General features: G+C 38.9%; 17 protein-coding genes and 2 pseudogenes. 15 read left to right on the forward strand and 4 right to left on the reverse strand.

Translation table 11 applies throughout. The features are described from left to right. Nucleotides 1–644: 644 nt before the first annotated feature. Nucleotides 645–1,847, forward strand: coding sequence for an RNA-guided endonuclease TnpB family protein (locus tag SAGCYANO_RS16245; protein ID WP_202221038.1), 1,203 nt, complete (start codon nucleotides 645–647; stop codon nucleotides 1,845–1,847). Here the strand turns inward: SAGCYANO_RS16245 and SAGCYANO_RS16250 are convergent. Both SAGCYANO_RS16250 and SAGCYANO_RS16255 read right to left on the reverse strand, forming a co-directional pair. Continuing rightward, nucleotides 1,818–2,132 carry a cyclic nucleotide-binding domain-containing protein gene (locus SAGCYANO_RS16250; protein WP_202221039.1) on the reverse strand — a complete coding sequence of 105 codons (315 nt, stop codon included), beginning with the start codon at nucleotides 2,130–2,132 and terminating at the stop codon, nucleotides 1,818–1,820. The two genes, SAGCYANO_RS16245 and SAGCYANO_RS16250, sit on opposite strands and share 30 nt — an antisense overlap. Before the next feature lie 16 nt (nucleotides 2,133–2,148). After that, a pseudogene (locus SAGCYANO_RS16255) lies at nucleotides 2,149–2,355 on the reverse strand (glycogen/starch/alpha-glucan phosphorylase); the annotation flags it as partial. A gap of 228 nt (nucleotides 2,356–2,583) precedes the next feature. Here SAGCYANO_RS16255 and SAGCYANO_RS16260 point away from each other — a divergent pair. The 5 genes from SAGCYANO_RS16260 to SAGCYANO_RS16280 all read left to right on the forward strand — a co-directional run bounded on the left by SAGCYANO_RS16260 (nucleotide 2,584) and on the right by SAGCYANO_RS16280 (nucleotide 5,410). Then, complete coding sequence (locus tag SAGCYANO_RS16260; protein WP_202221040.1) at nucleotides 2,584–3,357, forward strand: hypothetical protein; 774 nt, start codon at nucleotides 2,584–2,586, stop codon at nucleotides 3,355–3,357. Between the two features lie 761 nt (nucleotides 3,358–4,118). Further along, nucleotides 4,119–4,217, forward strand: a complete 99-nt coding sequence (locus tag SAGCYANO_RS16265; protein ID WP_202219659.1) for a helix-turn-helix domain-containing protein — start codon at nucleotides 4,119–4,121, stop codon at nucleotides 4,215–4,217. A 449-nt stretch (nucleotides 4,218–4,666) separates the two neighbouring features. Beyond that, nucleotides 4,667–4,846, forward strand: coding sequence for a transposase (locus SAGCYANO_RS16270; RefSeq protein ID WP_202221041.1), 180 nt, complete (start codon nucleotides 4,667–4,669; stop codon nucleotides 4,844–4,846). A gap of 173 nt (nucleotides 4,847–5,019) precedes the next feature. Beyond that, on the forward strand, nucleotides 5,020–5,181 hold the full coding sequence (locus tag SAGCYANO_RS16275) for a hypothetical protein (RefSeq protein WP_202219657.1): 162 nt from the start codon (nucleotides 5,020–5,022) through the stop codon (nucleotides 5,179–5,181). 58 nt (nucleotides 5,182–5,239) lie between these two features. Further along, nucleotides 5,240–5,410, forward strand: coding sequence for a zinc ribbon domain-containing protein (locus SAGCYANO_RS16280; RefSeq protein WP_237395965.1), 171 nt, complete (start codon nucleotides 5,240–5,242; stop codon nucleotides 5,408–5,410). A gap of 396 nt (nucleotides 5,411–5,806) precedes the next feature. Here the strand turns inward: SAGCYANO_RS16280 and SAGCYANO_RS16285 are convergent, their stop codons facing one another. Further along, nucleotides 5,807–7,369 carry an alpha-D-glucose phosphate-specific phosphoglucomutase gene (locus SAGCYANO_RS16285; protein ID WP_375339950.1) on the reverse strand — a complete coding sequence of 521 codons (1,563 nt, stop codon included), beginning with the start codon at nucleotides 7,367–7,369 and terminating at the stop codon, nucleotides 5,807–5,809. A gap of 376 nt (nucleotides 7,370–7,745) precedes the next feature. Here SAGCYANO_RS16285 and SAGCYANO_RS16290 point away from each other — a divergent pair, with 376 nt between their 5' ends. The 7 genes from SAGCYANO_RS16290 to SAGCYANO_RS16315 all read left to right on the forward strand — a co-directional run bounded on the left by SAGCYANO_RS16290 (nucleotide 7,746) and on the right by SAGCYANO_RS16315 (nucleotide 18,874). Further along, nucleotides 7,746–10,457 carry a DUF4347 domain-containing protein gene (locus SAGCYANO_RS16290; RefSeq protein ID WP_237396227.1) on the forward strand — a complete coding sequence of 904 codons (2,712 nt, stop codon included), beginning with the start codon at nucleotides 7,746–7,748 and terminating at the stop codon, nucleotides 10,455–10,457. A 90-nt stretch (nucleotides 10,458–10,547) separates the two neighbouring features. After that, nucleotides 10,548–13,220, forward strand: coding sequence for a DUF4347 domain-containing protein (locus SAGCYANO_RS16295; RefSeq protein ID WP_202221042.1), 2,673 nt, complete (start codon nucleotides 10,548–10,550; stop codon nucleotides 13,218–13,220). 88 nt (nucleotides 13,221–13,308) lie between these two features. Then, entirely contained in the window at nucleotides 13,309–15,828 is a 2,520-nt protein-coding gene (locus SAGCYANO_RS16300; protein ID WP_202221043.1) for a DUF4347 domain-containing protein, read from the forward strand. Between the two features lie 44 nt (nucleotides 15,829–15,872). Beyond that, nucleotides 15,873–15,998: a hypothetical protein gene (locus SAGCYANO_RS47620; RefSeq protein WP_255502572.1), complete on the forward strand. Its 126-nt coding sequence runs from the start codon at nucleotides 15,873–15,875 to the stop codon at nucleotides 15,996–15,998. Between the two features lie 247 nt (nucleotides 15,999–16,245). Next, on the forward strand, nucleotides 16,246–16,485 hold the full coding sequence (locus tag SAGCYANO_RS16305; RefSeq protein ID WP_202221044.1) for a DUF4347 domain-containing protein: 240 nt from the start codon (nucleotides 16,246–16,248) through the stop codon (nucleotides 16,483–16,485). Continuing rightward, nucleotides 16,476–17,621 (forward strand): RNA-guided endonuclease TnpB family protein, encoded by a 1,146-nt coding sequence (locus SAGCYANO_RS16310; protein ID WP_202221045.1) that lies wholly within the window; start codon nucleotides 16,476–16,478, stop codon nucleotides 17,619–17,621. The genes SAGCYANO_RS16305 and SAGCYANO_RS16310 overlap by 10 nt, the downstream gene beginning before the upstream one ends. A gap of 74 nt (nucleotides 17,622–17,695) precedes the next feature. After that, complete coding sequence (locus tag SAGCYANO_RS16315) at nucleotides 17,696–18,874, forward strand: DUF4347 domain-containing protein (RefSeq protein WP_202221046.1); 1,179 nt, start codon at nucleotides 17,696–17,698, stop codon at nucleotides 18,872–18,874. 455 nt (nucleotides 18,875–19,329) lie between these two features. On the opposite strand, the pseudogene SAGCYANO_RS16325 reads toward SAGCYANO_RS16315, so the two are convergent. Beyond that, a pseudogene (locus tag SAGCYANO_RS16325) lies at nucleotides 19,330–20,333 on the reverse strand (succinylglutamate desuccinylase/aspartoacylase family protein). A 656-nt stretch (nucleotides 20,334–20,989) separates the two neighbouring features. On the opposite strand from SAGCYANO_RS16325, the gene SAGCYANO_RS16330 reads away from it, so the two are divergent. After that, nucleotides 20,990–21,370 carry a hypothetical protein gene (locus tag SAGCYANO_RS16330; protein ID WP_202221048.1) on the forward strand — a complete coding sequence of 127 codons (381 nt, stop codon included), beginning with the start codon at nucleotides 20,990–20,992 and terminating at the stop codon, nucleotides 21,368–21,370. 185 nt (nucleotides 21,371–21,555) lie between these two features. Further along, complete coding sequence (locus tag SAGCYANO_RS16335; protein ID WP_202221049.1) at nucleotides 21,556–24,222, forward strand: GAF domain-containing protein; 2,667 nt, start codon at nucleotides 21,556–21,558, stop codon at nucleotides 24,220–24,222. Nucleotides 24,223–24,513: the final 291 nt, after the last annotated feature.

Consider the following 24,513-nt stretch of genomic DNA (forward strand, 5'->3'; position numbering starts at 1 on the left):
TTTCTTGCTCATTAGGAGTATTTGTAGTTAATTACCGAATAATTAATAATTAATAATTAAATAATTCTGGTTTAAAGCCTCCCCTTTAAGGGGAAATAAAGAAATAATATTTCCTTATATTCAATCCTCTCGGTTTTAACCAGAGGTAATTATCAATTATCCATTATCAATTATCAATTAATGAACACCTCAGTATTATATCAGAACAAATTTTTAATTCATTATGGAATGGATGAAATTATACGTTAGTTTTGCGCTTGACTTTATGGATAACTTACCAGATTAACTTCCGGATTTCTGTGCCTTAACATACACTCTCAATTTTTCAAATATATTATTGTTAGGAGCATACAGTTAAGCTGAAAAAACTCGTAACTAAAATTATTTTAAGTATTTACCAAGTTTATGATAAATAGCTTAATAACTAGATAGAATCCTTAATTTTGCGAAGACGATTGGAATAACTCCGAATTACAGACAGGGCAAATAAAGGTGTTTCTTGAACTACAAATAAAAAGCGTTCTTGGTCAAGATAAGCTAATTTACCGAAAAATGGGTCTAAAGCCTCGCCCATAAGCGGGCGACTTTTTAGTTGTTTTTTTCAATAAATATGTTATTTTAAGTGTTAGTTAAAAAGTCAGATTATGAAAGCTAGATTTAAGTATCGTATATATCCAACAGCGGGACAAAAATACCGATTAGCAAAGCTATTTGGTTGTGTCCGCGTTGTTTGGAATGATAGCCTAGCTTTCTGCCAGGAGAAATACAAGTTAGGAGAAAAGAAACCTGGTAGCTCTGAACTACAAAAACAGTTCATTACTCAAGCTAAAAAGGCTGAAGACAGAGAATGGCTATCAGAAGTTTCTGCTATACCATTGCAGCAATCTTTAAATGATTTAAACCAAGCTTATCAAAACTTTTTTAAATCAACTAGAGGCCAAAGAAAAGGTAAGCCGATCAGACCTCCTAAATTTAAAACTAGAAAGTCAAAGCAAACTGCTAGATTTACAAGAGGAGGTTTTAAAGTTGGTCAGCATAAAGTATATTTAGCTAAGATTGGAAAACTCAAGATAGTTTGGTCTAGAGAGTTACCTGCTCCTCCATCATCAGTAACTATTATTAAAGACTCAGCTAATAGATATTTCTTAAGTTTTGTAGTAGAAACTTGTGCCACAATATTGCCTCAGATTGATAATTCTGTGGGGATAGACTTAGGCATCAAAACCTTTGCTACATTTAGCGATGGTACAAAGGTTGATGCTCCTAAACCATTGAAAAAGCGGATTAAAAAGTATCGAAAGTTAAGTAAATCATTATCCAAGAAAACTTTAAAGTCTAAACGATATGAAAAAGCTAGATTGAGAGTAGCTAAATTTCATGCAAAACTCAAAGACACTAGGACAGATTTTCTGCATAAATTATCCACTGAAATAATTCGTGAAAACCAAACAATTGTTTTAGAGGATTTGAATGTATCTGGTATGGTGAAAAACCGTAAATTATCCAGAGCAATATCAGATTTAGGTTGGCGGACATTCCGAACACTTCTAGAAGGTAAAGCAGAAAAATACGGTCGGGATTTGAGAGTAATTAATCGTTGGGAGCCAACCAGCCAAAAATGCAGTTGTTGTGGTTTTCATGGAGGCAAATTAGACCTTCAAGTGAGAGAGTGGGAGTGCCTTAACTGTGGTGCTAAACACGATCGCGATACCAACGCAGCGATAAATATATTAGTCGCGGGCGGGCAGTCCGAGACATTAAACGGACGCGGAGGCAAGCGTAAGACTACCGTCAAGGTAGCAGCAGCCTGTGAAACGTCAACCCCCCGAGGAGCTATAGCTCGGTAGGAATCCCCGTGCCTTTAGGCCGGGGAGGATGTCAAATTCTGTTTTGGCAATAGCAGTAGAAGCTCGAGTATGTTCTTCGTGAACTAGCGCTCCTTCACCAAAAACATCACCTTTTTTAATTGTTTCCACAACTTGACCATTAACAAATAATTCGACAACTCCTTCAATAATTCCATACATTACATCAGCTTTTTGCCCATCTTCAAAAATTACATCTCCTGGTGCAAAAGTTTTTTGATCTAGATGTTTGTGAAATAATTCTACAGTTTTTGCTGGTTCTAACATAACTATGTATCTCCTATTTTAACTGAGGATTAGAGTTATAGTAATCCCAGGGATTATATTCATTAGCCTTCAGTTCTTGGACTTCTTCAATTGTTAGCCCAAACAGGAATAAATTTTCCTCTCCCACTTCCTGGGGAATTTCCACATTTGCACCATCTAAAGTACCAATAGTCAAAGCGCCATTGAGAGAAAATTTCATATTTCCCGTACCAGAAGCTTCTTTTATGATTAGTATAGTGTATAGTTCATCTTGTATAATTCCAGTTTGATTCAAAAAGCCAAAAGGCAAAAAAATATAACCATGACTATTAGTATATCCCAGATTCTAGAAGATTTGCCTCAACGTATTAGCATTTTCAGGCTTTAAAACATTGCCGATCCTCTGTCTTTGAACTGAAATGACTTTTAAAAATTCAAAATTATTTATTTCTAGATACCTTTTATGAAGACAATGCACAATATTACAGCCAAGCAAGAATTGAACCAACAACTCCAATCTTCCTCATCAGTTTCCCCTAAACTTGCAGAAACTATCACACAAAAAAAACAATGGACGATAGAAGATGTGCAGAATATTATTGAGGAGCGACAGAAGAAACTCGAAAATCAACCACTTTTTAAAGCCCTTGATAATTCTTCCCAGATTGATGATCTGCAAGCTATTGCTCCCCACTTTTACTTCTTCATCTTGATATTCCAAGATATGCTACGGCTCACTCATAACCTAATTTCCGACTCTGTCCTCAAAAAAGTTGCAGCAAGTTTGATGGCAGAAGATGCAGGACACGAGCAATGGTATTTGTTTGACATCGAACAACTCAATTGCAAACGGGATATCTCCTGGGTATTCGGAGCCACTCACCAACCTGTGCGAGACTTTGCTTATGGACTTATCGGCGATCTTTTATATATTAGCGATGACAGAATTCGCATTATATTCCCATTGGTCTTAGAAGCAACTGCAAAGGTGTTCTTCAAATATCTAGTCGATCTAGTCCAGCGTTGTGGCTATAACCAGTCCCTACAGTACTTTGGTACTTACCATCAGGAAATTGAAATGAACCACAATATTCATCAAGATGGAAATGAGGAACTGCATAACATTGAGTTTGACGAGAATACATATCGGGAAGCAGTCGCTTTCATCCACCGATGCTTTGACTATTTCGAGTGTTTTGCAGACCATCTCGAATGCCAACGAGCAGATGGAATAGGTAAGGAATGATAGCTATTTAGGGTTTGCGCTTCACTAGTCTTTTAGTAGGGGTAGGAGACAGGAGACAGGAAGAACGGGGAATGAGCTAGGAGGTAGGAGTAAGAATTGTAAGAATGATTTTGCTGCCATAGTCAACCCAAAATACTAGCTTTTTGAGCGTTTTCAACTGAAACAGGCGCACTGCAATTCGCGATTCAAAATGCTCAAACCTTTATTTATCAATAGACATCTCCGAAAAAGAGGGAGTAGGCAGTAGGCAGTAGGCAGTAGGGGATAAGAATTGATAATTTATGTGCGACAATTGATTTGATTTTTTATTCTTGGAGATGTCTAATACTTTTATATAGCAATGTGCGCTGGCATATTTACAAATTTCAGGAACTGTCCAATAGCTAAAAGTTTTATATTATTCCAACGGAGATGCTACGCAAACAGCTTTTTATCCCCCCTACTGCCTATTGCCTATTGCCAGATGAGCTGCGCGCAGCGCTATATTTGATCGGTAATATCATGTCCGGATAATTAGTGATGAAAAAATCTTCTCTTCTTCTTTCCTATTTTTCTTCCCTCCTGTAGGGGCGTTAGCGTCAGCTATGCGTCAGCAAACGGCCGAAAGCTTGCGCATAACTATCGTTAACGCCCCTACTTCTTCCTTCTTCCTTCTTCCTTACCGAAAAATTGGGGTATGCGCCTCGCCCATAAGCGGGCGACTTTTTAGTTGATTTTATTTCTATAAATATGTTATAATACTATTAGTTTAAATAGGAATTATGAAAGCTAGATTTAAGTATCGCATATATCCAACACCGGGACAAAAATACCGATTAGCCAAGCTATTTGGTTGTGTTTGCTGGCGCAACACTTCGTGAACTGTGGTTTGGAATGATAGTCTAGCTTGTTGCCTGTGAAAAGTATCAATTAGGAGAGAATAAACCTACTAACTCCGAGCTACAAAAACAGTTTATCACTCAATCGAAAAAGACTGAAGACAGAGAATGGCTATCAGAAGTTTCTGCTATACCATTGCAGCAATCTTTAAATGATTTAAATCAGGCTTATCAAAACTTTTTTAAATCGACTAAAGGCCAGAGAAAAGGTAAGCCTGTTAAACCTCCTAAATTCATGCATCAGGAAATCACGCGCAGACTGCTAGGTTTACACTCATGAGGGTTTAAAGTTGGTCAACACAAAGTTTATTTAGCCAAAATTGGGAAGCTGAAAATAGTTTCGCCTGTGAGAATTACCTACTGTTCCATCATCAGTAACAGTAATCAAAGACGTAGGGGCGAACGGCCGTTCGCCCCTACATAGATATTTCTTGAGTTTTGTAGTAGAAATACAACCAGAAGTATTACCTAAAACTGATAATTCAGTAGGCATAGATTTAGGTATTAAAACTTTTGCTACATTTAGTGACGGTACACAGGTTGATGCTCCTAAGCCACTGAAGAAACGAATTAAGAAATTAAGAAAGGTAAAGTTTGTCATTATCTCATAAAACTAAAGGGTCAAAAAGGTATGAAAAAGCAAGGATTAGAGTTGCTAAGTTCCATGCCAAGCTGAAAGATACGCTTGACAGATTTTCTACATAAATTATCTACTGAAATAATTCGTGAAAACCAAACAATTATTTTAGAAGTATAACAACGTTTCTGGAATGGTTAAAAAGCGGTGCGACCCCGCGACGACGCCAGCTCGCTTGCGGAACGCGCACCAAGAGACCGTAAGTTATCTAGAGCAATATCTGATTTAGGTTGGAGACAATTCCGGACATTTTTAGATGGAATTGCTGAAAAATATGGTCGTGATTTCAGAGTAATTAGTCGCCCTTGAGCCAACATCCCAAGTTTGCTCAAATTGTGGCTTTAAAGGTGGGAAGCTAGACCTGAAGGTGCGAGAATGGGAGTGTCTCAACTGTGGTGCAAAACATGATAGAGACGAGAATGCAGCGATAAATATATTAGTCGCGGGCGGGCAGTCCGAGACATTAAACGGACGCGGAGGCAAGCGTAAGACTACTGCAAAAGTAGCAGCAGCCTGTGTTAGCGGAGCTTTGCGCTAGCAAAACGTCAACCCACCGAAGAGCTAAGGCTCGGTAGGAATCCCCGCGCCTTTAGGCCGGGGAGGATGTCAACCTCTCTATACAATACCGATGCTACCGGACATGATATGACTCCTGACTCCTGACTCCTCTCTCGTTATTTAAACTATTCAACCGGACATAATATAAGCCCTATTTAAGCTGCCTGTGTTGGGTAAGCGATCGCTTTTCTCAAGATATTTTGTGATTAAGTGCTTTTGCCGATCAAGCGCCTCACGTCACAACCAAAACCCTGTAGGAGCTAATGGCCATTAGCCCCTATAGTGGTCTACCGAAATGAAAACCGCTGTAAACCCAGTCCTTAAGGATAGAGTTTTGGCTCTTTGTGGGATGGGGTAATTCTTCTACCTTCTTAAGCTAGGTAATTACAGTAGGTTTTTCCCTGCCTGTAAGATTTTTAATTTGAGCTATTTCGTCTGCTAGAATAATCAGAGGAGATAGTGCTGCTTGAGTATCTTCGTCATGTTTGCTAGCATCTGGCTCATAACTTTCTACATATAACCGCAGAGTTGCACCTTGAGTACCTGTACCTGAAAGTCGGAACACAATGCGAGAACCATCAGTGAAACCAATACGAACACCTTGTTTTTCACTAACACTACCATCTACCGGGTCAGTATAGCTAAAATCATCAGCATATTTCACCTCATATTGAGCATATTGCTTTCCTGGAAGAGAAGTTAATAGGGAACGCAAATTTCCCATCAAAGTATTAGCTTTATCTGTTTCTACCCCTTCATAGTCATGGCGAGAATAATAATTGCGACCGTAAATTTTCCAGTGTTCCTTCACAATATCTTCTACAGACTCTTGCCGTGCAGCTAAAATATTCAACCAGAATAAAACAGCCCAAAGTCCGTCTTTTTCCCGCACATGATTAGACCCTGTACCAAAACTCTCCTCACCACAAAGAGTCGCTTTGTCCGCATCTAACAAATTACCAAAAAACTTCCAACCAGTAGGAGTCTCATAACAGTCAATACCCATCTTCTCAGCTACTCGGTCTGGTGCTTCCGAAGTTGGCATCGATCGCGCAATACCAGCCAAACCAGAACTATATCCAGGAACCAACTTAGCATTAGCCGCCAATACTGCCAAACTATCGCTAGGAGTCACAAAGAAATTTTTGCCTAAAATCATATTGCGATCGCCATCCCCATCAGAAGCAGCACCAAAGTCAGGAGCATTATCTCCGAACATGACCTCTACCAAGTCGTGAGCATATACCAAATTCGGGTCTGGATGTCCTCCACCAAAATCTTCCAGAGGCACACCATTTTGCACTGTACCTGCGGGAGCACCTAACCGTTGCTCAAAAATATCTTTCGCATAACCTCCAGTAACAGCGTGTAATGAGTCCATACACATCCGAAACTTACCAGACTTGAGTAGTTCTGATATTTTAGCAAAATCAAACAATGATTCCATTAACTCAGCATAGTCTGCCACAGAGTCAATAACCTCTACAGTCATTTCCCCTAACTGATGACTGCTCAATTGGTCTAAATTAATATCCGCAGCTTCCATTATTTTGTAGCTATCTATAACTTTACTGCGCTCATAAATGGCACTTGTGACTTTTTCTGGAGCAGGACCACCATTACTAATATTGTACTTAACACCAAAGTCCTCTTCTGGTCCACCTGGGTTATGACTAGCAGAGAGGATTATACCACCAAAGGCTTTATTTTTACGAATAATACAGGAAGCAGCAGGAGTAGAAAGAATCCCACCTTGACCCACTAACATTCGACCCACCCCATTAGCGGCTGCCATTTTCAGAATTATTTGGATCGCTTGACGGTTGTAATAACGACCATCACCACCAAGCACAAATGTTTGACCTTCAATGTTTTCTAGACTATCAAAGATAGACTGAATAAAGTTTTCTAGATAGTGGGGTTGTTTAAAAGTTGGCACTTTTTTGCGGAGTCCTGAAGTGCCTGGTTTTGGTCACTAAAAGGTTGCGTTGCAACTGTCTGTATGTTCATAAAGTTTATTCCTATTTTACAACTTTCTATATTAGAGGAATTCCTGCCAAAGTCTTATAATATCTAGTTTTTTCGTCAATTAATGCTTAAGTTGATATCTACTCCTATTGCATCATGGCCATTAATATTTTTATAACTCATAGCTTGACTGTTTCTGTTTTAACTTTTACACCAAATATGACGCGTTTGAATAATTAATTTTTTGGTGTTGAGCAAATGTGCTTATGGTTAAGATCGGGTTAATAACATAGAGAATTTTTGAGCTACAAAAATCTAAATTTTTAATAAAGAAAAAGTAGATTGCAATGGATAATCTGTTACTGATTGAATTAATTAATACTCCTTTAAAATTCTCTACAATTATGAATCAAACCAAACTTTTATTCATCGACTCTAAGGTAGAAAATTACCATAATTTAATTTCAGAGATTGACCTTGATACAAAAGTATTTATTCTACAACCCAATGGAAATGGTATAGACCAAATAGCTGAAAACTTAGGTAAATACCATCTGGTAGAGACAATTCATATTATTTCTCATGGGGCAAAAAATACTTTGTACCTGGGAAACAGTATCTTGAATTTAGAAAATATTCATCTATATGCTGAGAGTATTCAACAGTGGGGCAAATGTTTGTCTGCTGATGGAGAAATATTAATTTATGGTTGTCAGGTGGCAAGTGGTAAGGAAGGTAAAGAATTTGTCCGACAACTGCATCAACTCACAGGAGCAAATATTGCAGCATCAGAAACTCTGACTGGAAATGTAAGCAAAGGTGGTAACTGGAATTTAGAGGTAATATTTGGTCAACTCAAGTCAGCATTGGCATTTACCTCAGAAGTTAGGGCAACTTATGCAGGAGTATTGGCAAATATTGTGGTGGATACTACTGATGATGTAGTAGATAATGCTGATGGTGTGACATCTTTGCGGGAAGCAATTATTGAAGCAAACAATACCCCCGAAGATGATACTATTCAATTAACGGCAGGAGAAACATATAATCTGACTATCTCAGGTAGTGATGAAGATGCTGCTGCTACCGGAGATTTAGATATTGTTGCTGGAGGTGGAGAAATAACAGTTATTTCACAAGGAGGAGAACAAGCTGTTATTGATGCTGGGGGTGAGAGTGGAATAGGCGATCGGGTGTTTCATGTTTTGGAAGGTGCTGCCCTAAAGTTGGATAATTTAGAAGTTACTAGAGGAGCAATAACTAGCGCTCCTAGTGGTGGTGGCATCTTCAACTACTCAGGTACAGTTAGTATTAGCAACAGCACTATTAGCGGTAATTCAGCAACTTATGGTGGTGGTGGCATTGTCAACATATACGGCAGCGCCAGTATTAGCAACAGCACTATTAGTGGTAATTTTGCTTTTAGCGGTGGTGGTATTCTCAACTCAGTAGATAGTACAGCAAGTATCAGCAACAGTATTATTAGTGGTAATTTTGCAAACTTCCCAAATGTAGGTAGTGGTGGAGGTATCAGCAACGATGGCACAGCAATTATCAGCGACAGCACTATCAGTGGCAATTCAGCAGATGATGATGGTGGTGGGATTGAAAACCTAGATGGCACAGCAATTATTAACGATAGCACTATCAGTGGCAATTCAGCAGATAATGGTGGTGGCATCTCTAACTTATTCTCTGGCACAGTTAGTATCAGTGATAGCATTATTAGTGGCAACTCAGCAAATAATGGTGGTGGTATTTATAACAAGCTAAATAGCACGCTCAGTATCAGCGACAGCACTATTAGCGGTAACTCAGCAAATAATGGTGGTGGTATTTATAATAAGTTTTACAACTCAGCAGGTGTTACAATCAGTATCAGTAACAGCACTATTAGCGGTAACTCAGCAAATAATGGAAGTGGTATATACAATTTAGCTGGTACAGCCATCATCAGCAACAGTACCATTACCAATAATGGTAATCCTTCAGACTCAGGAAGTGCCATTCTCCAAAAAGCTGATTTTAGAACAGTTTATACTCCTGATAATTACTACGACAAATCTTATTACGCCTCCACAACTATTACCTCTAGCATTGTATCCGGTAATATCAATAGTGACGTTGAGTCTGTAGAAAGTAACAACCTCTTTATCAGTGGTGGCAACAATCTCATTGGTACAGGTAGCGCCATAAATGACTTCAACGGTAACAACGACCAAACAGGTATCACCAACCCTCTACTTGCAGACCTAGCAGACAACGGTGGCCCCACCTTCACCCATTTACCCCTCCCCAATAGTCCCGCCATTGATGCAGGCAGTAATCCCAATGCACTTACCACAGACCAACGAGGCGAACCACGGTTTGTAGGAGAGGGGGTTGATGTTGGTGCTGTAGAATTACAAATTCCACTAGAAATTATTGGCATTCCTGAAAGCGAAGTCCTCAATGGTGCAGGTGAAAATGATACCATTACAGGTTTGGCAGGTAATGACACTATTAATGGTCGTGGTGGTGATGACCAAATTATTGGTAGTCGAGGTAGCGACTTCCTCTTTGGAAAAAACGGCAACGATACCCTCCAAGGTCGTCAAGGTAATGACTTCCTCTTTGGTGGTAATGGTAACGACTCTTTGGTAGGTGGTATTGGTCGCGATCGCTTCAATGGTGGTGCAGGCGACGATACTCTGACTGGTGGTGCTAGTATTGACCGTTTTATTTTCAATACAACTGATGAATTTAACTCAGATGATATTGGAGTAGATGACATTACTGACTTTGTTCCAGGACAAGATATTATTCTCCTAGACAAAAGCACTTTTACTGAAATTACCAGTAACTCAGGAGTAGGTTTCAGCATTAATATTGAATTTGCTATAGTTACCAGTGATGCTGATGCTGAAACCTCAGAAGCATTCATTGTTTATAACAGTAACAACGGCAAATTGTTTTATAATGCCAATGGTACAGATGCAGAATTTGGCAGTGGTGGTGAATTTGCTAATCTCACGAATACCGCATCTATTAGTGAGGATGATTTCTTGCTCAGAGGATAAACTCTTAACATAAAATAATATTAAGAAATTAGGAAATAATACAAAATGATGGTACATTATTGTAGTTTAACTCTACAACCATCCTAGATTATGAATCAAACCAAACTTTTATTCATCGACTCTAAGGTAGAAAATTACCATCATTTAATTTCAGAGGTCGATCTAAAGACAAGAATAGTTGTCCTAGAACCCAATCAAAATGGTATAGACAAAATATCTAAAAGTCTGGGTGAATGCTCTGATGTAGAGACAATTCATATTATTTCTCATGGGGCAAAAGGTGCTTTGTGTGTGGGAAATAGTCTCCTGAAAAATGACAATATTCATCTATATGCTGAGAATATTCAACAGTGGGGCAAATCTTTATCTGCTGATGGAGAAATATTGATTTATGGTTGTCAGGTAGCAAGTGGTAAGGAAGGTAAAGAATTTGTCCGACAACTGCATCAACTCACAGGAGCAAATATTGCAGCCTCAGAAACACTTACTGGAAATGTTAGCAGAGGTGGTAACTGGAATTTAGAAGTAATATTTGGTCAACTCAAGTCAGCATTGGCATTTACACCAGAAGTTAGGGCAACTTATGCTGGGGTGTTGGCAAATATTGTGGTAGATACTACTAATGATGTAGTGGATAATAGTGATGGAGTTACTTCTCTACGGGAAGCAATTATTGAGGCGAATAGTACACCGGAAGATGATACTATTCAACTGACAGCAGGAGCAACATATAATTTGACCATCTCAGGGAGTGATGAGGATGCTGCTGCTACCGGAGATTTAGATATTCTTGCTGGTGGTGGAGAAATAACAGTTATTTCACAAGGAGGAGAACAAGCTGTTATTGATGCTGGGGGTGAAACAGGAATAGGCGATCGGGTGTTTCATGTTTTGGCAGATGGTGTCCTACAGTTGGAGAATGTAGAAATCACTCGTGGTTTTGTAAATAATGGTTCTGGTGGAGGAATCTTCAACTCAGGTACACTTACTATCAACAATAGCACTATTAGTGGCAATGATGGTGGTGGTATCAACAACTCATCAGGCAGAGCGAGCATAAACAATAGCACTATTAGTGGCAATGTTGTTTTTGCTTTTGGGGGTGGTATTCGTAACTATGATGGTGGCACAGTCAGTATCAACAATAGCAATATTAGTGGCAATTTGAGTAGTGCTGGTGGTGGCGGCATCATCAACTCATCAGGCCAAGATGTAAGCAGCATTATCAATATCAACAATAGCACTATTAGTGGTAACTCAGCAGGTATTAATGGTGGTGGCATCTACAACTCATCAGGCCTATATGGCACATCCATTATCAATATCAACAATAGCACTATTAGTGGCAATTCAGCATTTGCTGGTGGTGGTGTCGCCTCAAGAGGCGCAACCAGTATTAGCAATAGTACAATTACTAATAATGAAGCTATTGAAGAAGGAAGTGGTATTTTCCATGATATACTTGGTGTAACCCCTACTTCTATAGATGTAACCTCTAGCATTATTTCCGGTAATGTTAACACTGATGTTGATATTGATGCCGTAAGTAACGATAACTTTACCAGTGGTGGTAATAATCTAATTGGTACAGGTAACGCCATTGATGATTTTGACAGTGAGAACGACCTAGTAGGCATCACTGACCCTCTACTTGGAGACCTAGCTGACAATGGTGGCCCCACTTTAACCCATTTACCTCTGCCCAATAGTCCTGCTATTGATGCAGGCAGTAATCCCAATGCACTTGTCACAGACCAACGGGGGGAACCGCGATTAGCTGGTGAAGGGGTTGATATTGGTGCAGTAGAATTGCAGACTACACAAGAAATTATTGGCACTCCTGAAAGCGATCGCCTCAATGGCACAAATGAAAATGACACCATTACAGGTTTAGCAGGTAATGACACTATAGATGGTCGTGGAGGTGATGACAAAATCATAGGCGATCGAGGGAATGACTCCCTCTTGGGCAAAAACGGAAATGATACTCTTACTGGTGGTAATGGTCGCGACCGCCTCCTAGGTGGAAATGGTCGGGATGTTCTCAACGGTGGTGCAGGTAACGACAATCTCAATGGTGGCAACGACCGCGACCGCCTCCTAGGTGGAAATGGTCGGGATGTCCTCAACGGTGGTGCAGGTAACGACAATCTCAATGGTGGCAACGACCGCGACCGCCTCCTAGGTGGAAATGGTCGGGATGTCCTCAAAGGTGGTGCAGGTAACGACAATCTCAATGGTGGTAATGGTCGCGACCGCCTCGTAGGTGGTAGCGGTCGGGATATTCTCAACGGTGGTGCAGGTAACGACAATCTCAATGGTGGTAATGGTCGCGACCGCCTCGTAGGTAGTAATGGTCTGGATGTTCTCAACGGTGGTGCAGGTAACGATACTCTGACTGGAGGAGCAGGTGTTGACCGTTTTATTTTCAATACAAATGATGAATTTAACTCAGATGATATTGGAGTAGATGACATTACTGACTTTGTGCCAGAACAAGATAAAATTCTCCTAAACAAAAGCACGTTTACTGCTATTACCAGTGACTCAGGAACAGGTTTTAGTGTCAATGCTGAATTTGCTATAGTTACCAGTGACTCTGATGCCGAAACTTCAGAAGCATTTATTGTTTACAATAGCAACAACGGTAAATTGTTCTACAATGCCAATGGTACAGCAGCAGAGTTTGGCAGTGGTGGTGAATTTGCTAATCTCACGAATACCGCATCTATTAGTGAGGATGATTTCTTGCTCAGAGGATAAACTCTTAACATAAAATAATATTAAGAAATTAGGAAATAATACAAAATGATGGTATATTGTAGTTTTACTCTACAACCCTCCTAAGATTATGAATCAAACCAAACTTTTATTCATTGACTCTAAGGTAGAAAATTACCATCATTTAATTCCAGAGGTCGATCGTCAGACAACAGTAGTTATCCTAGAACCCAATGGAAATGGTATAGACCAAATAGCTGAAAACTTAGGTAAATACCATCAGGTAGAGACAATTCATATTATTTCTCATGGGGCAAAAGGTGCTTTGTGTGTGGGAAATAGTATCCTGAAAAATGACAATATTCATCTATATGTTGAGAGTATTCAAAAGTGGGGCAAATGTTTGTCTGCTGATGGGGAAATATTGATTTATGGTTGTCAGGTAGCAAGTGGTAAGGAAGGTAAAGAATTTGTCCGACAACTGCATCAACTAACTGGAGCAAATATTGCTGCCTCGGAAACACTTACTGGAAATGTTAGCAGAGGTGGTAACTGGAATTTAGAAGTAATATTTGGTCAACTCAAGTCAGCGTTGGCATTTACACCAGAAGTTAGGGCAAGTTACGCTGGGGTGTTGGCAAATATTGTGGTAGATACTACTAATGATGTAGTGGATAATAGTGATGGAGTTACTTCTCTGCGGGAAGCAATTATTGAGGCGAATAGTACACCGGAAGATGATACTATTCAACTGACAGCAGGAGCAACATATAATTTAACTATTGCAGGAAGTGAGGAAGATGCTGCTGCGACAGGAGATTTAGATATTGTTGTTGGTGGTGGAGAAATAACAGTTATTTCAGAGGGAGGAGAACAAGCTGTTATTGATGCTGGGGGTGAAACTGGAATAGGCGATCGGGTGTTTGATGTTTTGGAAGATGCTGCCCTACAGTTGGAAAATGTAGCAATCACTGGTGGTAGTGGTATCACCAATAACTCAGGTACACTTACTATCAACAATAGCACTATTAGTGGCAGTGATGGTAGTGGTATCTTCTCAATTTTTGGCACAGTCAGTATCAACAATAGCACTATTAGTGGCAATTATTCAACTGGCGTTGGTGGTGCTGGCGGTATCACCAATAACTCAGGTACACTTACTATCAACAATAGCACTATTAGTGGCAATTCAGCTTCTAGTGGTGGTGGTCTCTCCAGCCTAGGTGTAAGTGCTACAGTCAGTATCAACAATAGCATTATTAGTGGCAATTCAGTTTCTGGTGGTGCTACTGGTGCTAGTCGTGGTGCTGGTATTTGGCTAGGAAGTGGTACACTTACTATCAACAATAGCACTATTAGCGACAATTCAGCGTCTTCTAGTGGTGGTGGTATCTTCTTATTTGGTGGTACAGCGAGTATCAACAATAGCACTATTAGTGGCAATTCAGCTTCTGGTGGTGGTGGTATCTCCTTAGATCGTGGTATACTTACTATTAACCATAGCACTATTAGTAGCAATTCAGCTTCTAGGGGTGGTGGTATCGACAACGTCTTTGGCACAGCCAGTATTAGCAATAGTACAATTACTAATAATGAAGCTGATGCAGGTCGAGGAAGTGGTATTTTCCACAATAATCTAACTGATACAAATCCTAACTCTACTAATGTAACCTCTAGCATTGTTTCTGGTAATGTTAACACTGATATTGAGATTGATGCTGTAATCAGTACTGAGATTGATGTCGTAAGTAACGATAGCTTTACCAGTGATGGTAATAATCTAATTGGTGCAGGTAACGTCATTAATGTTTTTAATGGCGACAACGACCAAGTAGGCATCACTGACCCTCTACTGGGAGACTTAGCTGACAATGGTGGCCCTACCTTAACCCATTTACCTCTCCCCAATAGTCCTGCTATTGATGCGGGCAGTAATCCCAACGCACAGACCACAGACCAACGGGGGGAACCGCGATTAGCTGGTGCAGGGGTTGATATTGGTGCTGTGGAATTGCAAATTATACAGGAAATCACTGGCACTGCTGAAGCAGATATTCTCAATGGTACAATAGAACAAGATACCATTTTTGGGTTAGATGGTAACGATGTAATTAATGGTTTAGATGATGACGATGTTTTATTTGGTAATCGAGACCTAGATACTCTCAACGGGGATGCAGGTAACGACACAATTTATGGTGGTAGAGATGGGGATTTAGTTTTTGGCAACATAGGGGAAGATTTTCTCAGGGGAGATAGAGGTAGTGACTCAATTTTTGGTCAGGAAGATAACGACACAATTTTTGGTGGTAGAGATAATGATTTTGTAGATGGGGGTTTTGGTGACGATTCAATATCAGGGGATCTAGGTAGCGATACCTTAAGTGGAGGTCAAGGAATAGATACCCTCAGTGGTGGTGGCGATGCTGATATTTTTCAATTAGCTGTTGGGGAAGGTTTAGATATTATCACCGACTTTACTGATGGTATAGATTTGATTCAATTACCAGATTTTCTAAGTTTTAGTGACCTGGGAATCAGTCAAACAGATGACAATAGCACGTTAATTACTGTAACTGATAATGGTGAAGAATTAGCCTTGTTAAATAATATTTCAGCATCGTTAATTACAGAAACAGATTTTGTTTGATCGTACCCGAACTGCTACTTAGGGTTGGCTGAAAAAATTGGTTGGTGGGGGTAGGAAACGGGGACGCACCAGACGCACCAGACGCGGAGATGGGAGGAACAGGCAACAGTTTAGACTATCTGCTACGGCCAAATTTTCGGCATCGTCAAGGAACAGTATTAGCATTTTGAGGCTAATTGAGCCAAAAACCTTGCACCCCCTCAGCAATATTTAACCCTGAAATCATTACTGTATAAGTTTTTTAGATTTATGAGCGCAAACCCTACTTAGATCGAGTTTGGATAAGAGTGTTATAATACCGTAGGTAGGCTTGAGAACTCCAGCGAAATCCAACAATAGTCTGTTAATGTTGGGTTTGGCACTTCCTTAACCTAACCTACAAAGGACGAACTTTTTACTATCAATATTTAATCGAACATGATATTATTCATCGACTCCAAGGTAGAAAATTACCATCACCTCATCTCACAGGTTGACCCTCAGACAAAAGTAGTTATCCTACAACCCAATCAAAATGGTATAGACCAAATATCTAAAAGTCTGGGTGAATGTTGTGATGTGGATACAGTTCATATTATTTCTCATGGGGTTTGTAACTGTTGGCTAAAATCTGGTATAATCTATAAAAATCTGGGATTATCTGTTTTATGTTACTAGGATTCCAAACTGAACTGCACCCAAATAAACAGCAAAAAACATTACTGGCTAAACACGCAGGTGTAGCCCGTCACGCTTGGAATTGGGGATTATGGCTAACCAGAAATATATTGAATCATAACCACCATAATCCAGACAGCAAACTTAAGTTTCCTACTGCCATTGACTTACATAAGCTTTTGGTAGCAATGGTTAAACCAAAAAACTGCTGGTATTATGAAGTATCTAAGTGCGCTCCTCAATATGCTTTAAGATATTTATCTCTAGCTTGGAAACGTTGCTTTAACAAAGTGTCTGGTCAACCTAAATTCAAGAAAAAGGCCAGAGATAATAGTTTTACTCTAGACGGTTCAATCACAGTAGGTTTTAATCGTATCAAACTACCTCGAATTGGATGGATTAAAACCTATGAAATACTGCCAGGCAATGTTACTCTGTCGTCTGTAACTATTAGCAAAACAGCAGATAAATGGTTTGTTAGTTTCAAGGTAGAAGCCATACCTCAAATTACGGAAAAGTCTGTAGATGTAGTTGGTGTAGATTTAGGAGTAAAAACTTTAGCAACATTGTCAACAGGGGAAGTATTCGATGGTGCTAAACCTTACAAAAAGTTAGAATCTAAATTATCACGATTGCAATACCTAAGCAGACATAAAACCAAGTTTTCCAATAACTGGAAAAAAGCGCAGCTAAAAATAGCGACGTTGCATAATAGAATAGCTAATATCAGGAAAGATACATTGCATAAACTAACTACCTATTTGGCTAAAAACCACAGCCAGATAGTAATAGAGGACCTTAATGTATCAGGGATGATGGCAAATCACAAGCTAGCGGCAGCTGTTGGCGACATGGGTTTTTATGAATTCAGAAGACAGTTAGAGTACAAGTGTGAGTTATATGGTTCATCCTTAATCATTGTTGATAGATGGTTTCCTAGTTCTAAAACTTGCAGTAGGTGTGGAACTGTTAAAGAGTCTCTGTCTTTATCGGAGCGTGTTTTCAACTGTGAACACTGCAATTTTAGCTGTGATCGAGACTTAAATGCAGCGTTAAATTTAGCTATGGCGGTCAGTTCGACCGTGACAGCCTGTGGACTGGATAACGCCGACGTTGCCAGGTTGAAGCAGGAATAGAACAGATTATTTATTATAGAAAATCATAGATTTTTACAGATAATCATAGGTTTTTAAGAACGGCAAAAGGTGTTTTGTATCTAGGAAACAGTATCCTGAATTTAAACAATATTAATCAATATAGTGAGAGTATTCAACAGTGGGGCAAATGTTTATCTGCTGATGGGGAGATATTAATTTATGGTTGTCAGGTGGCAAGTGGTAAGGAAGGTAAAGAATTTGTCCGACAACTGCATCAACTCACAGGAGCAAATATTGCTGCCTCGGAAACACTGACTGGAAATTTTAACAAAGGTGGTAACTGGAATTTAGAGGTAATATTTGGTCAACTTAAGTCCGCATTGGCATTTACCCCAGAAGTTAGGGCGAGTTATGCCGGGGTATTGGCAAATATTGTGGTAGATACTACTGATGATGTAGTAGATAATAATGATGGAGTGACTTCTCTGCGCGAAGCAATTATTGAAGCTAACAGTACCCCAGAAGATGACACTATTCAACTGACGGCAGGAGCAACATATAATCTGACTATCTCAGGGAGTGACGAAGATGCTGCTGCCACAGGAGATTTAGATATTGTTGCTGGTGGTGGAGAAATAACAGTTATTTCACAGGGAGAGGAAAAAGCTGTTATTGATGCTGGTGGTGCAACTGGAATAAATGACAGAGTGTTTCATGTTTTGGAAGATGCTGCCCTACAGTTGGAGAACTTAGAAATCACCGGTGGTTTTTTAGCTGGTAGCGATGGTGGAGGAATCTACAACTCTGGTACAATTAGCATTAATGATAGCACTATTAGTGGTAATTTTGGTAATACCCTTGGTGGAGGCATCTTAAATTCATCTGGCACTGTCAGTATCAGTAACAGCACCATTAGTGATAATTCAGCAAGTTTGAACGGTGGAGGCATCTCAAACTCTTTCGGTACAGCTAATATCACCGATAGCACTATCGGAGTAGATAGCATTACTGACTTTGTTCCGGGACAAGATATTATTCTCCTAGACAAAAGCACGTTTACTGAAATTACCAGTGACTCAGGAACAGGTTTTAGTGTCAATACTGAATTTGCCATAGTTACCAGTGATGCTGAGGCTGAAACTTCAGAAGCATTCATTGTTTATAACAGCAACAACGGTAAATTGTTCTACAATGCTAATGGTACAGCAGCAGAATTTGGCAGTGGTGGTGAGTTTGCTAATCTCACGAATACCGCATCTATTAGTGAAGATGATTTCTTCCTGAGAGGATAAACTCTTAATATCATGTCCGGATAATTAGTTATAAAAAACCTTATCTCTTGAAACCTTTCTTTCTTTCCCTTCTGCCTTCTGCCCTCTGCCTTCTGCCTTCCTTCCTCCAAAGTGTAACTATTCAACCGGACATGATATAACAGGAGGACAAGGAAGACTTGGGAAACTTGGGAGAAAAGGCGTTGGTAATTTGAGGTATGATATCACGTCGGGATAAGAGCCCTATAGAACTCCGTGACCTTGACACGACCAAAAACTTTCTCCTTATATTCCTCTTTCTTCTTCTTTCTTCCCTCCTGACTCCTGTACGGGCGTTAGCGGCAGCTTTGCGCCAGCAAACGGCCGTTTGCTTCGCATAACTATCGTTAACGCCCCTACTGACTCCTGACTCCTAAGTAATGCGCGATTAATATCATACACGCGCTTTACCAACGCCGGAGAAAAAAGCTTAAATATTATGAGTTTGAATGCTCTTTGTTTCTGCTTCCTTGTCCACTTTCTGTAATTATCGGATTGATCGCAGATAAAACAGCAATATGCACGATCGCATCACCTTGATTAACCAGAGGATTTTGTAAACTACCAATGACTATTCCTGCACAGGAAGCATTAACCGTAGTATTTTTTTCTCCAAAAGCATCTGAAATTATACCTAAAACTTGCTTCTTTGTTACTTGCTGACCTAATTTAACATATAGTCTCAAAATTCCACTACAAGAAGCTCTCACCCACTTAGTCTCATAAATTTGTACAGTAGGTTGTGGATCTATATACGTTTCTTGTTGATACATATTTAATGCTCCCATTACCTGCAGAATTCCTTCTACTCCTATTTTAATAGCATTTTCGTCAAAGCGTAATGCTTCTCCTGCTTCGTACAATAAAACAGGAATGCCACGTTTTGTCGCTGCTTGGCGTAGAGAACCATCTCTGGTTTGGGAATGAATTGTTACTGGTGCTGCAAACGCTTTTGCACATTCATAAGTTCTACTATCATGGAGGTTTGCCCGAATTTGTGGTAAATTTTTGCGATGATCTGAAGCAGTGTGTAAATCAATACCATGAGTAGATTTACTAACAATTTCTGCCATGAATAAATGAGCTAAACGACTGCCAAGGGAGCCTCTATTTGAACCTGGAAAAGAACGATTTAAGTCACGACGGTCTGGTAAGTAACGTGATTGTTCTATGAAGCCAAATATATTAACAATTGGTACTGCAATTATTGTACCTTTTAATAAAGATGGAGAAATTTTTGTAATACTTGACGAATAATTTCTACACCATTAATTTCATCTCCATGAATAGCGGCACTTAACCAAAGTATCGGCCCTGTATGACTACCATTTATAACTGTAACTGGTAAAGTAATTAAAGTTTGAGTAGGTAGACGTGCTACTGGTATTTCTATGCGTTGTCTTTGTGCTGGAGGAATAATTAAACCACCGATTTCGATCATTTTGTACTGAGTTTATGGCTAAGAATATCAAATGTAATTTTTTTAAGTATTCAAGATGAAAATACCATTTCAACCAAGCTATTTTTTGGTCAAAAAAGTGCTATTTTACTGTTATAAATATAATTTTTGAGTAATCAGATATAAGTAGGTGAGTCTAATTAAATAGGAAATAGTTTCTGGGAGGAATACAGGAAATAGGGAACAGAAATTAAACAATTTTTATGATTTCATTTGACATTTGCCTTTTAGTATGATATGATTATTCCTTATTTTTCTCGCTATATAATTTTTATGGCTGGTTACAATACTTCATAAATATGAAAACTACTATATTTATTTATTCTACCTGCTCAACTTTATTATTTAATTATAATATCATAAGTATGTTAATCAATAAAATATCTTATATAAAAGCTAAATTTTTATTTATAGAAATCATCTCTATTTTTCGTAAAAACTTTACCTATATTCATAGTTTTCTTACATATAAAAATAATATCAAAATTTTCATGTAGCGATCGCCCAGTTGAACTAGCTATGCAATTTAGTTGAAATTACTGAAACAGATTGAAGGTGACACAGATGATTATGGATATTATATAATTATAGTATAAAAATTCACTTAGAGGATTTTATAACTATGATATATATTATTTTTGCGTTTTTTTGGCTGTAAAAATATTTTTGACTTAGTTATTTTTCAGAAAATACAATTTAATCAATATAAAGATCGAGTATTAAAATTTCTATCATTAAGGCAAAATCGTCGTGCGATCGCCAAACAATTTACACTGACATTTTTTCCGATGTCTATTCTCATCGGTGGTATTCTTGCTAACAGCTACTACATAGAATTGAACAGTAAAAAACAAGCCATAAAAATAGAAGAAAAGCGAGTTTTACAAGTAAAAAAAACCCTCATAAAAAACTTATTTGTGTCCTTAATTTTAGATGTGCAAAGTTTATCTCAACTACCAGACATAGGAGAATATTTTGCTGATAAAAAGATAATTCTCAAATACAACACTCACATTTAGAGCATATAGAAGAACATTTTATAGCATTTGCCAAATATCAGCAAATTTATGACCAAGTTCGACTACTTGATACTACAGGTCAGGAAATACTGAGAGTTAATTATGAAAATGGAAAAGTTGAACTTGTTCCCCAAAACTTACTGCAAAATAAAGCAGATAGGGATTATTTCAAAACAGCGGTCGCTATGCCAAAAGATAGTATTTACATCTCGGTATTTGACTTAAACCAAGAACAAGGAAAAATTGAGCGACCATTAAAACCATCTATACGATTAGCTGCACCTATATACAATAGTCAAAATCAGCTACAAGGGATTGTAGTAAGCAACTACATGGGAGAACACCTAGATCAACAACTAACCCAAAAAAGTTATAGGACTTTAGGCCAGTCAATGCTACTGAATAGGGCTGGATTTTGGTTAATCAACCCAGAAGAGCCAGAAAAAGAATGGGGTTTCATGCTACCCGACCGCAGGCAACAAACATTTGAGCGTCAGTTTCCCGAAGCATGGCAAGATATATCTCTCAAAGATTCAGGACAAATACAAACTAAGGAGGGATTATTTAGTTTTACCACCTTCGATCCTCAGAATATACCTAAAAACTTAACTCAAGTAAACATTCCCAAAATTACCCTATCCAAAAACGCCATAGATAGCTACGGTTGGAAAATAGTTTCCTATATTTCTCCAGAAGTATTGTCCGCTAAATCAGATGGAATGTGGATAAATTTCCTCTGGTTGTATCTGTTTTTCAATGGTTTGCTTGCTGTAAGTGTTGCTGTGGTGACAATAGTACGGAGAAAAAATCAACTGGCAAATGCTGAATTAGAGAAAACCAAGCTTAAATTCCTGGAAGCTCAAGAGCGCGAATGGCTCAAAAATCGTATTGCTAGCCAAATTCTTCACTCTCTCGATATCAACACTATTTTAGAAACAGCGGTGAGTGAGATTCATTCTTTACTCAACATTGAACGCTGTACTTTTGCCTTGTATAGTACTACAACTGTACAGCCATTCTGGGAAATAGTGACAGAAGCTAAAAATCCTGAATTAGTCAGTGCCATTAATTGTTATTCCAGAGAAAGTGTAGGCAAATTATACGATCGCTTTTTAGAGGGGAAAACTATCAAAATAAATCGAGTTAGTACCCTAAAAGATTTAGAACTCAAAAAATTGTTAGCTGTTCAAAAATGTAAGTCTTTTATCGGATTAACAATAGACACCTCCTCTGAAGTAGTGGGAGTGTTGAGTTGTAGTTATAGTAGTCAAGTACACCATTGGCAGCAAGAAGAAGTAATACTGCTACAGGAAATAGTTGAGCAACTTGCAATTGCCATTAACCAAGCCAAACTCTACACTGATACTCGACAAACAGCTCTATCACTCCAAAAACTCACTGCTGAATTACAACATAGTCGCAGCCAGTTAATTGCCCATAATAAAATACTGGTGGAGCTTTCTAAAAATAAGATATTAACTCAAGGAGATTTCCTGCTAGCTTGCCAGATAGTCAACCAAGTAGTTTCTCAAACATTGGAAGTCAAACAAGTTAGTATTTGGCTGCTAGATGAAAATCATACTAGGATCGAATGTGTTGATTCTTACAATTTGACCACAGACGAACATACTCAGGGAGGGGAACTCAAAGTTACTAATTACCCAAATTACTTTAAGTGTTGGGAAAATTCTCATCTGATAGTTAGTAATGATGTGTCCTCAGATCCAAGAATAGAAGAACTACTGGAAGAATACTTAAAACCCTTTGGTATCACTTCCATGTTGGATGCGGTAATCTATTTTCGTGGAAAAATGATTGGAGTAATGTGCTTGGAGCATATCGGTATTGCTCGTAACTGGAGTTTAGAAGAACAAAATTTTGCTAGTGCTTTAGCAGATTTACTTTCCTTAGCACTAGAAGCAAGGGAGCGAGTTGAAGCAGAATTACAACTGCAAAAACGCACGCATGAATTAGAAACTACTTTACGGAAGTTGCGACTCACCCAAGCTCAGATAGTGCAGAGTGAAAAAATGTCTAGTCTTGGGCAAATGGTTGCAGGGGTAGCTCACGAAATTAATAATCCAGTCAGTTTTATTCACGGTAATTTAATTCATGCTACCGAATATACTCAAGACTTGTTAAAGTTGATAGAACTCTACCAACAACACTTCCCTGACTCTCCAGAGGATCTTACTGAAATGCTAGAGGAGTTAGATTTAGACTTTCTCCGAGAAGATTTGGATAAGTTATTTAAGTCAATGCGGATGGGAACCGATCGCATTACTCAAATCGTCAAATCTTTGCGGACTTTCTCTCGCCTAGACGAAGCACAATTTAAAGAAGTGAATATCCATGAAAGTATTGATAGTACCCTCACTATCCTCGAGAACCGTCTGAGGGCAAAACCAGGTGCTTCAGAAATTGAGGTAATCAAAGACTATGGCCAGCTACCTCTGATTAACTGCTATGCTGGCGAACTCAATCAGGTATTTATGAATATTATCAGCAATGCTATTGATGCGGTGGAAGAACGAAATCAACAGCAGGCAATGGCAGGGGAAACATATACGGGTAAAATTAGTATTAACACTACAATAGTAAGAGAAGATTGGGTCGCCATTAGGATAGTTGACAATGGTTCTGGAATTACGTCAAATATTCAGTCTAAGTTATTTGACCCATTTTTTACTACCAAAGATCCTGGCAAGGGAACAGGATTAGGATTGTCAATTAGCTACCAAATTGTCGTCAAACATCATGGAGGAAACCTAATATGTAACACTGAATCAGAAGAAGGGACAGAATTTATCATTGAAATTCCGATCTCTTGGTCAACATTCCCTTGCGTCTGACGCGCCCCACGGGATCTGACCGCTTATATCATGTCCGGTTGAATACTTATTATTAAAATAGTAAGGGAGCGGGTAGGGACGTTGCATAAGCGGCGTCCGTACCGGGAGTAGGGGAGTAGGGAACCCACCCCTAACCCCTCCCGTGGAGGGGAAAATAGAAAGATTTACTGTTTAAGCACTCGTGATAAGTTTTTTCCAGATCGCTCTTATCCGGACATGATATTAGACAATCTTTGAGTCAAGCTATATAAGCAGCCTTAATGAATTCAAATAGAATCTAAAGAGATTGCT

Origin of the sequence: Okeania sp. KiyG1 (assembly GCF_014132355.1) — a bacterium.
GTDB lineage: Bacteria > Cyanobacteriota > Cyanobacteriia > Cyanobacteriales > Microcoleaceae > Okeania.

Excerpts from the sequence above, each read along its gene's own strand:
- SAGCYANO_RS16245 (WP_202221038.1), top strand. The coding sequence starts at position 645 with ATGAAAGCTAGATTTAAGTATCGTATATATCCAACAGCGGGACAAAAA.
- SAGCYANO_RS16250 (WP_202221039.1), bottom strand. The coding sequence starts at position 2,132 with ATGTTAGAACCAGCAAAAACTGTAGAATTATTTCACAAACATCTAGAT.
- SAGCYANO_RS16260 (WP_202221040.1), top strand. The coding sequence starts at position 2,584 with ATGCACAATATTACAGCCAAGCAAGAATTGAACCAACAACTCCAATCT.
- SAGCYANO_RS16265 (WP_202219659.1), top strand. The coding sequence starts at position 4,119 with ATGAAAGCTAGATTTAAGTATCGCATATATCCAACACCGGGACAAAAA.
- SAGCYANO_RS16290 (WP_237396227.1), top strand. The coding sequence starts at position 7,746 with ATGGATAATCTGTTACTGATTGAATTAATTAATACTCCTTTAAAATTC.
- SAGCYANO_RS16295 (WP_202221042.1), top strand. The coding sequence starts at position 10,548 with ATGAATCAAACCAAACTTTTATTCATCGACTCTAAGGTAGAAAATTAC.
- SAGCYANO_RS16300 (WP_202221043.1), top strand. The coding sequence starts at position 13,309 with ATGAATCAAACCAAACTTTTATTCATTGACTCTAAGGTAGAAAATTAC.
- SAGCYANO_RS16305 (WP_202221044.1), top strand. The coding sequence starts at position 16,246 with ATGATATTATTCATCGACTCCAAGGTAGAAAATTACCATCACCTCATC.
- SAGCYANO_RS16310 (WP_202221045.1), top strand. The coding sequence starts at position 16,476 with ATGTTACTAGGATTCCAAACTGAACTGCACCCAAATAAACAGCAAAAA.
- SAGCYANO_RS16335 (WP_202221049.1), top strand. The coding sequence starts at position 21,556 with ATGCCAAAAGATAGTATTTACATCTCGGTATTTGACTTAAACCAAGAA.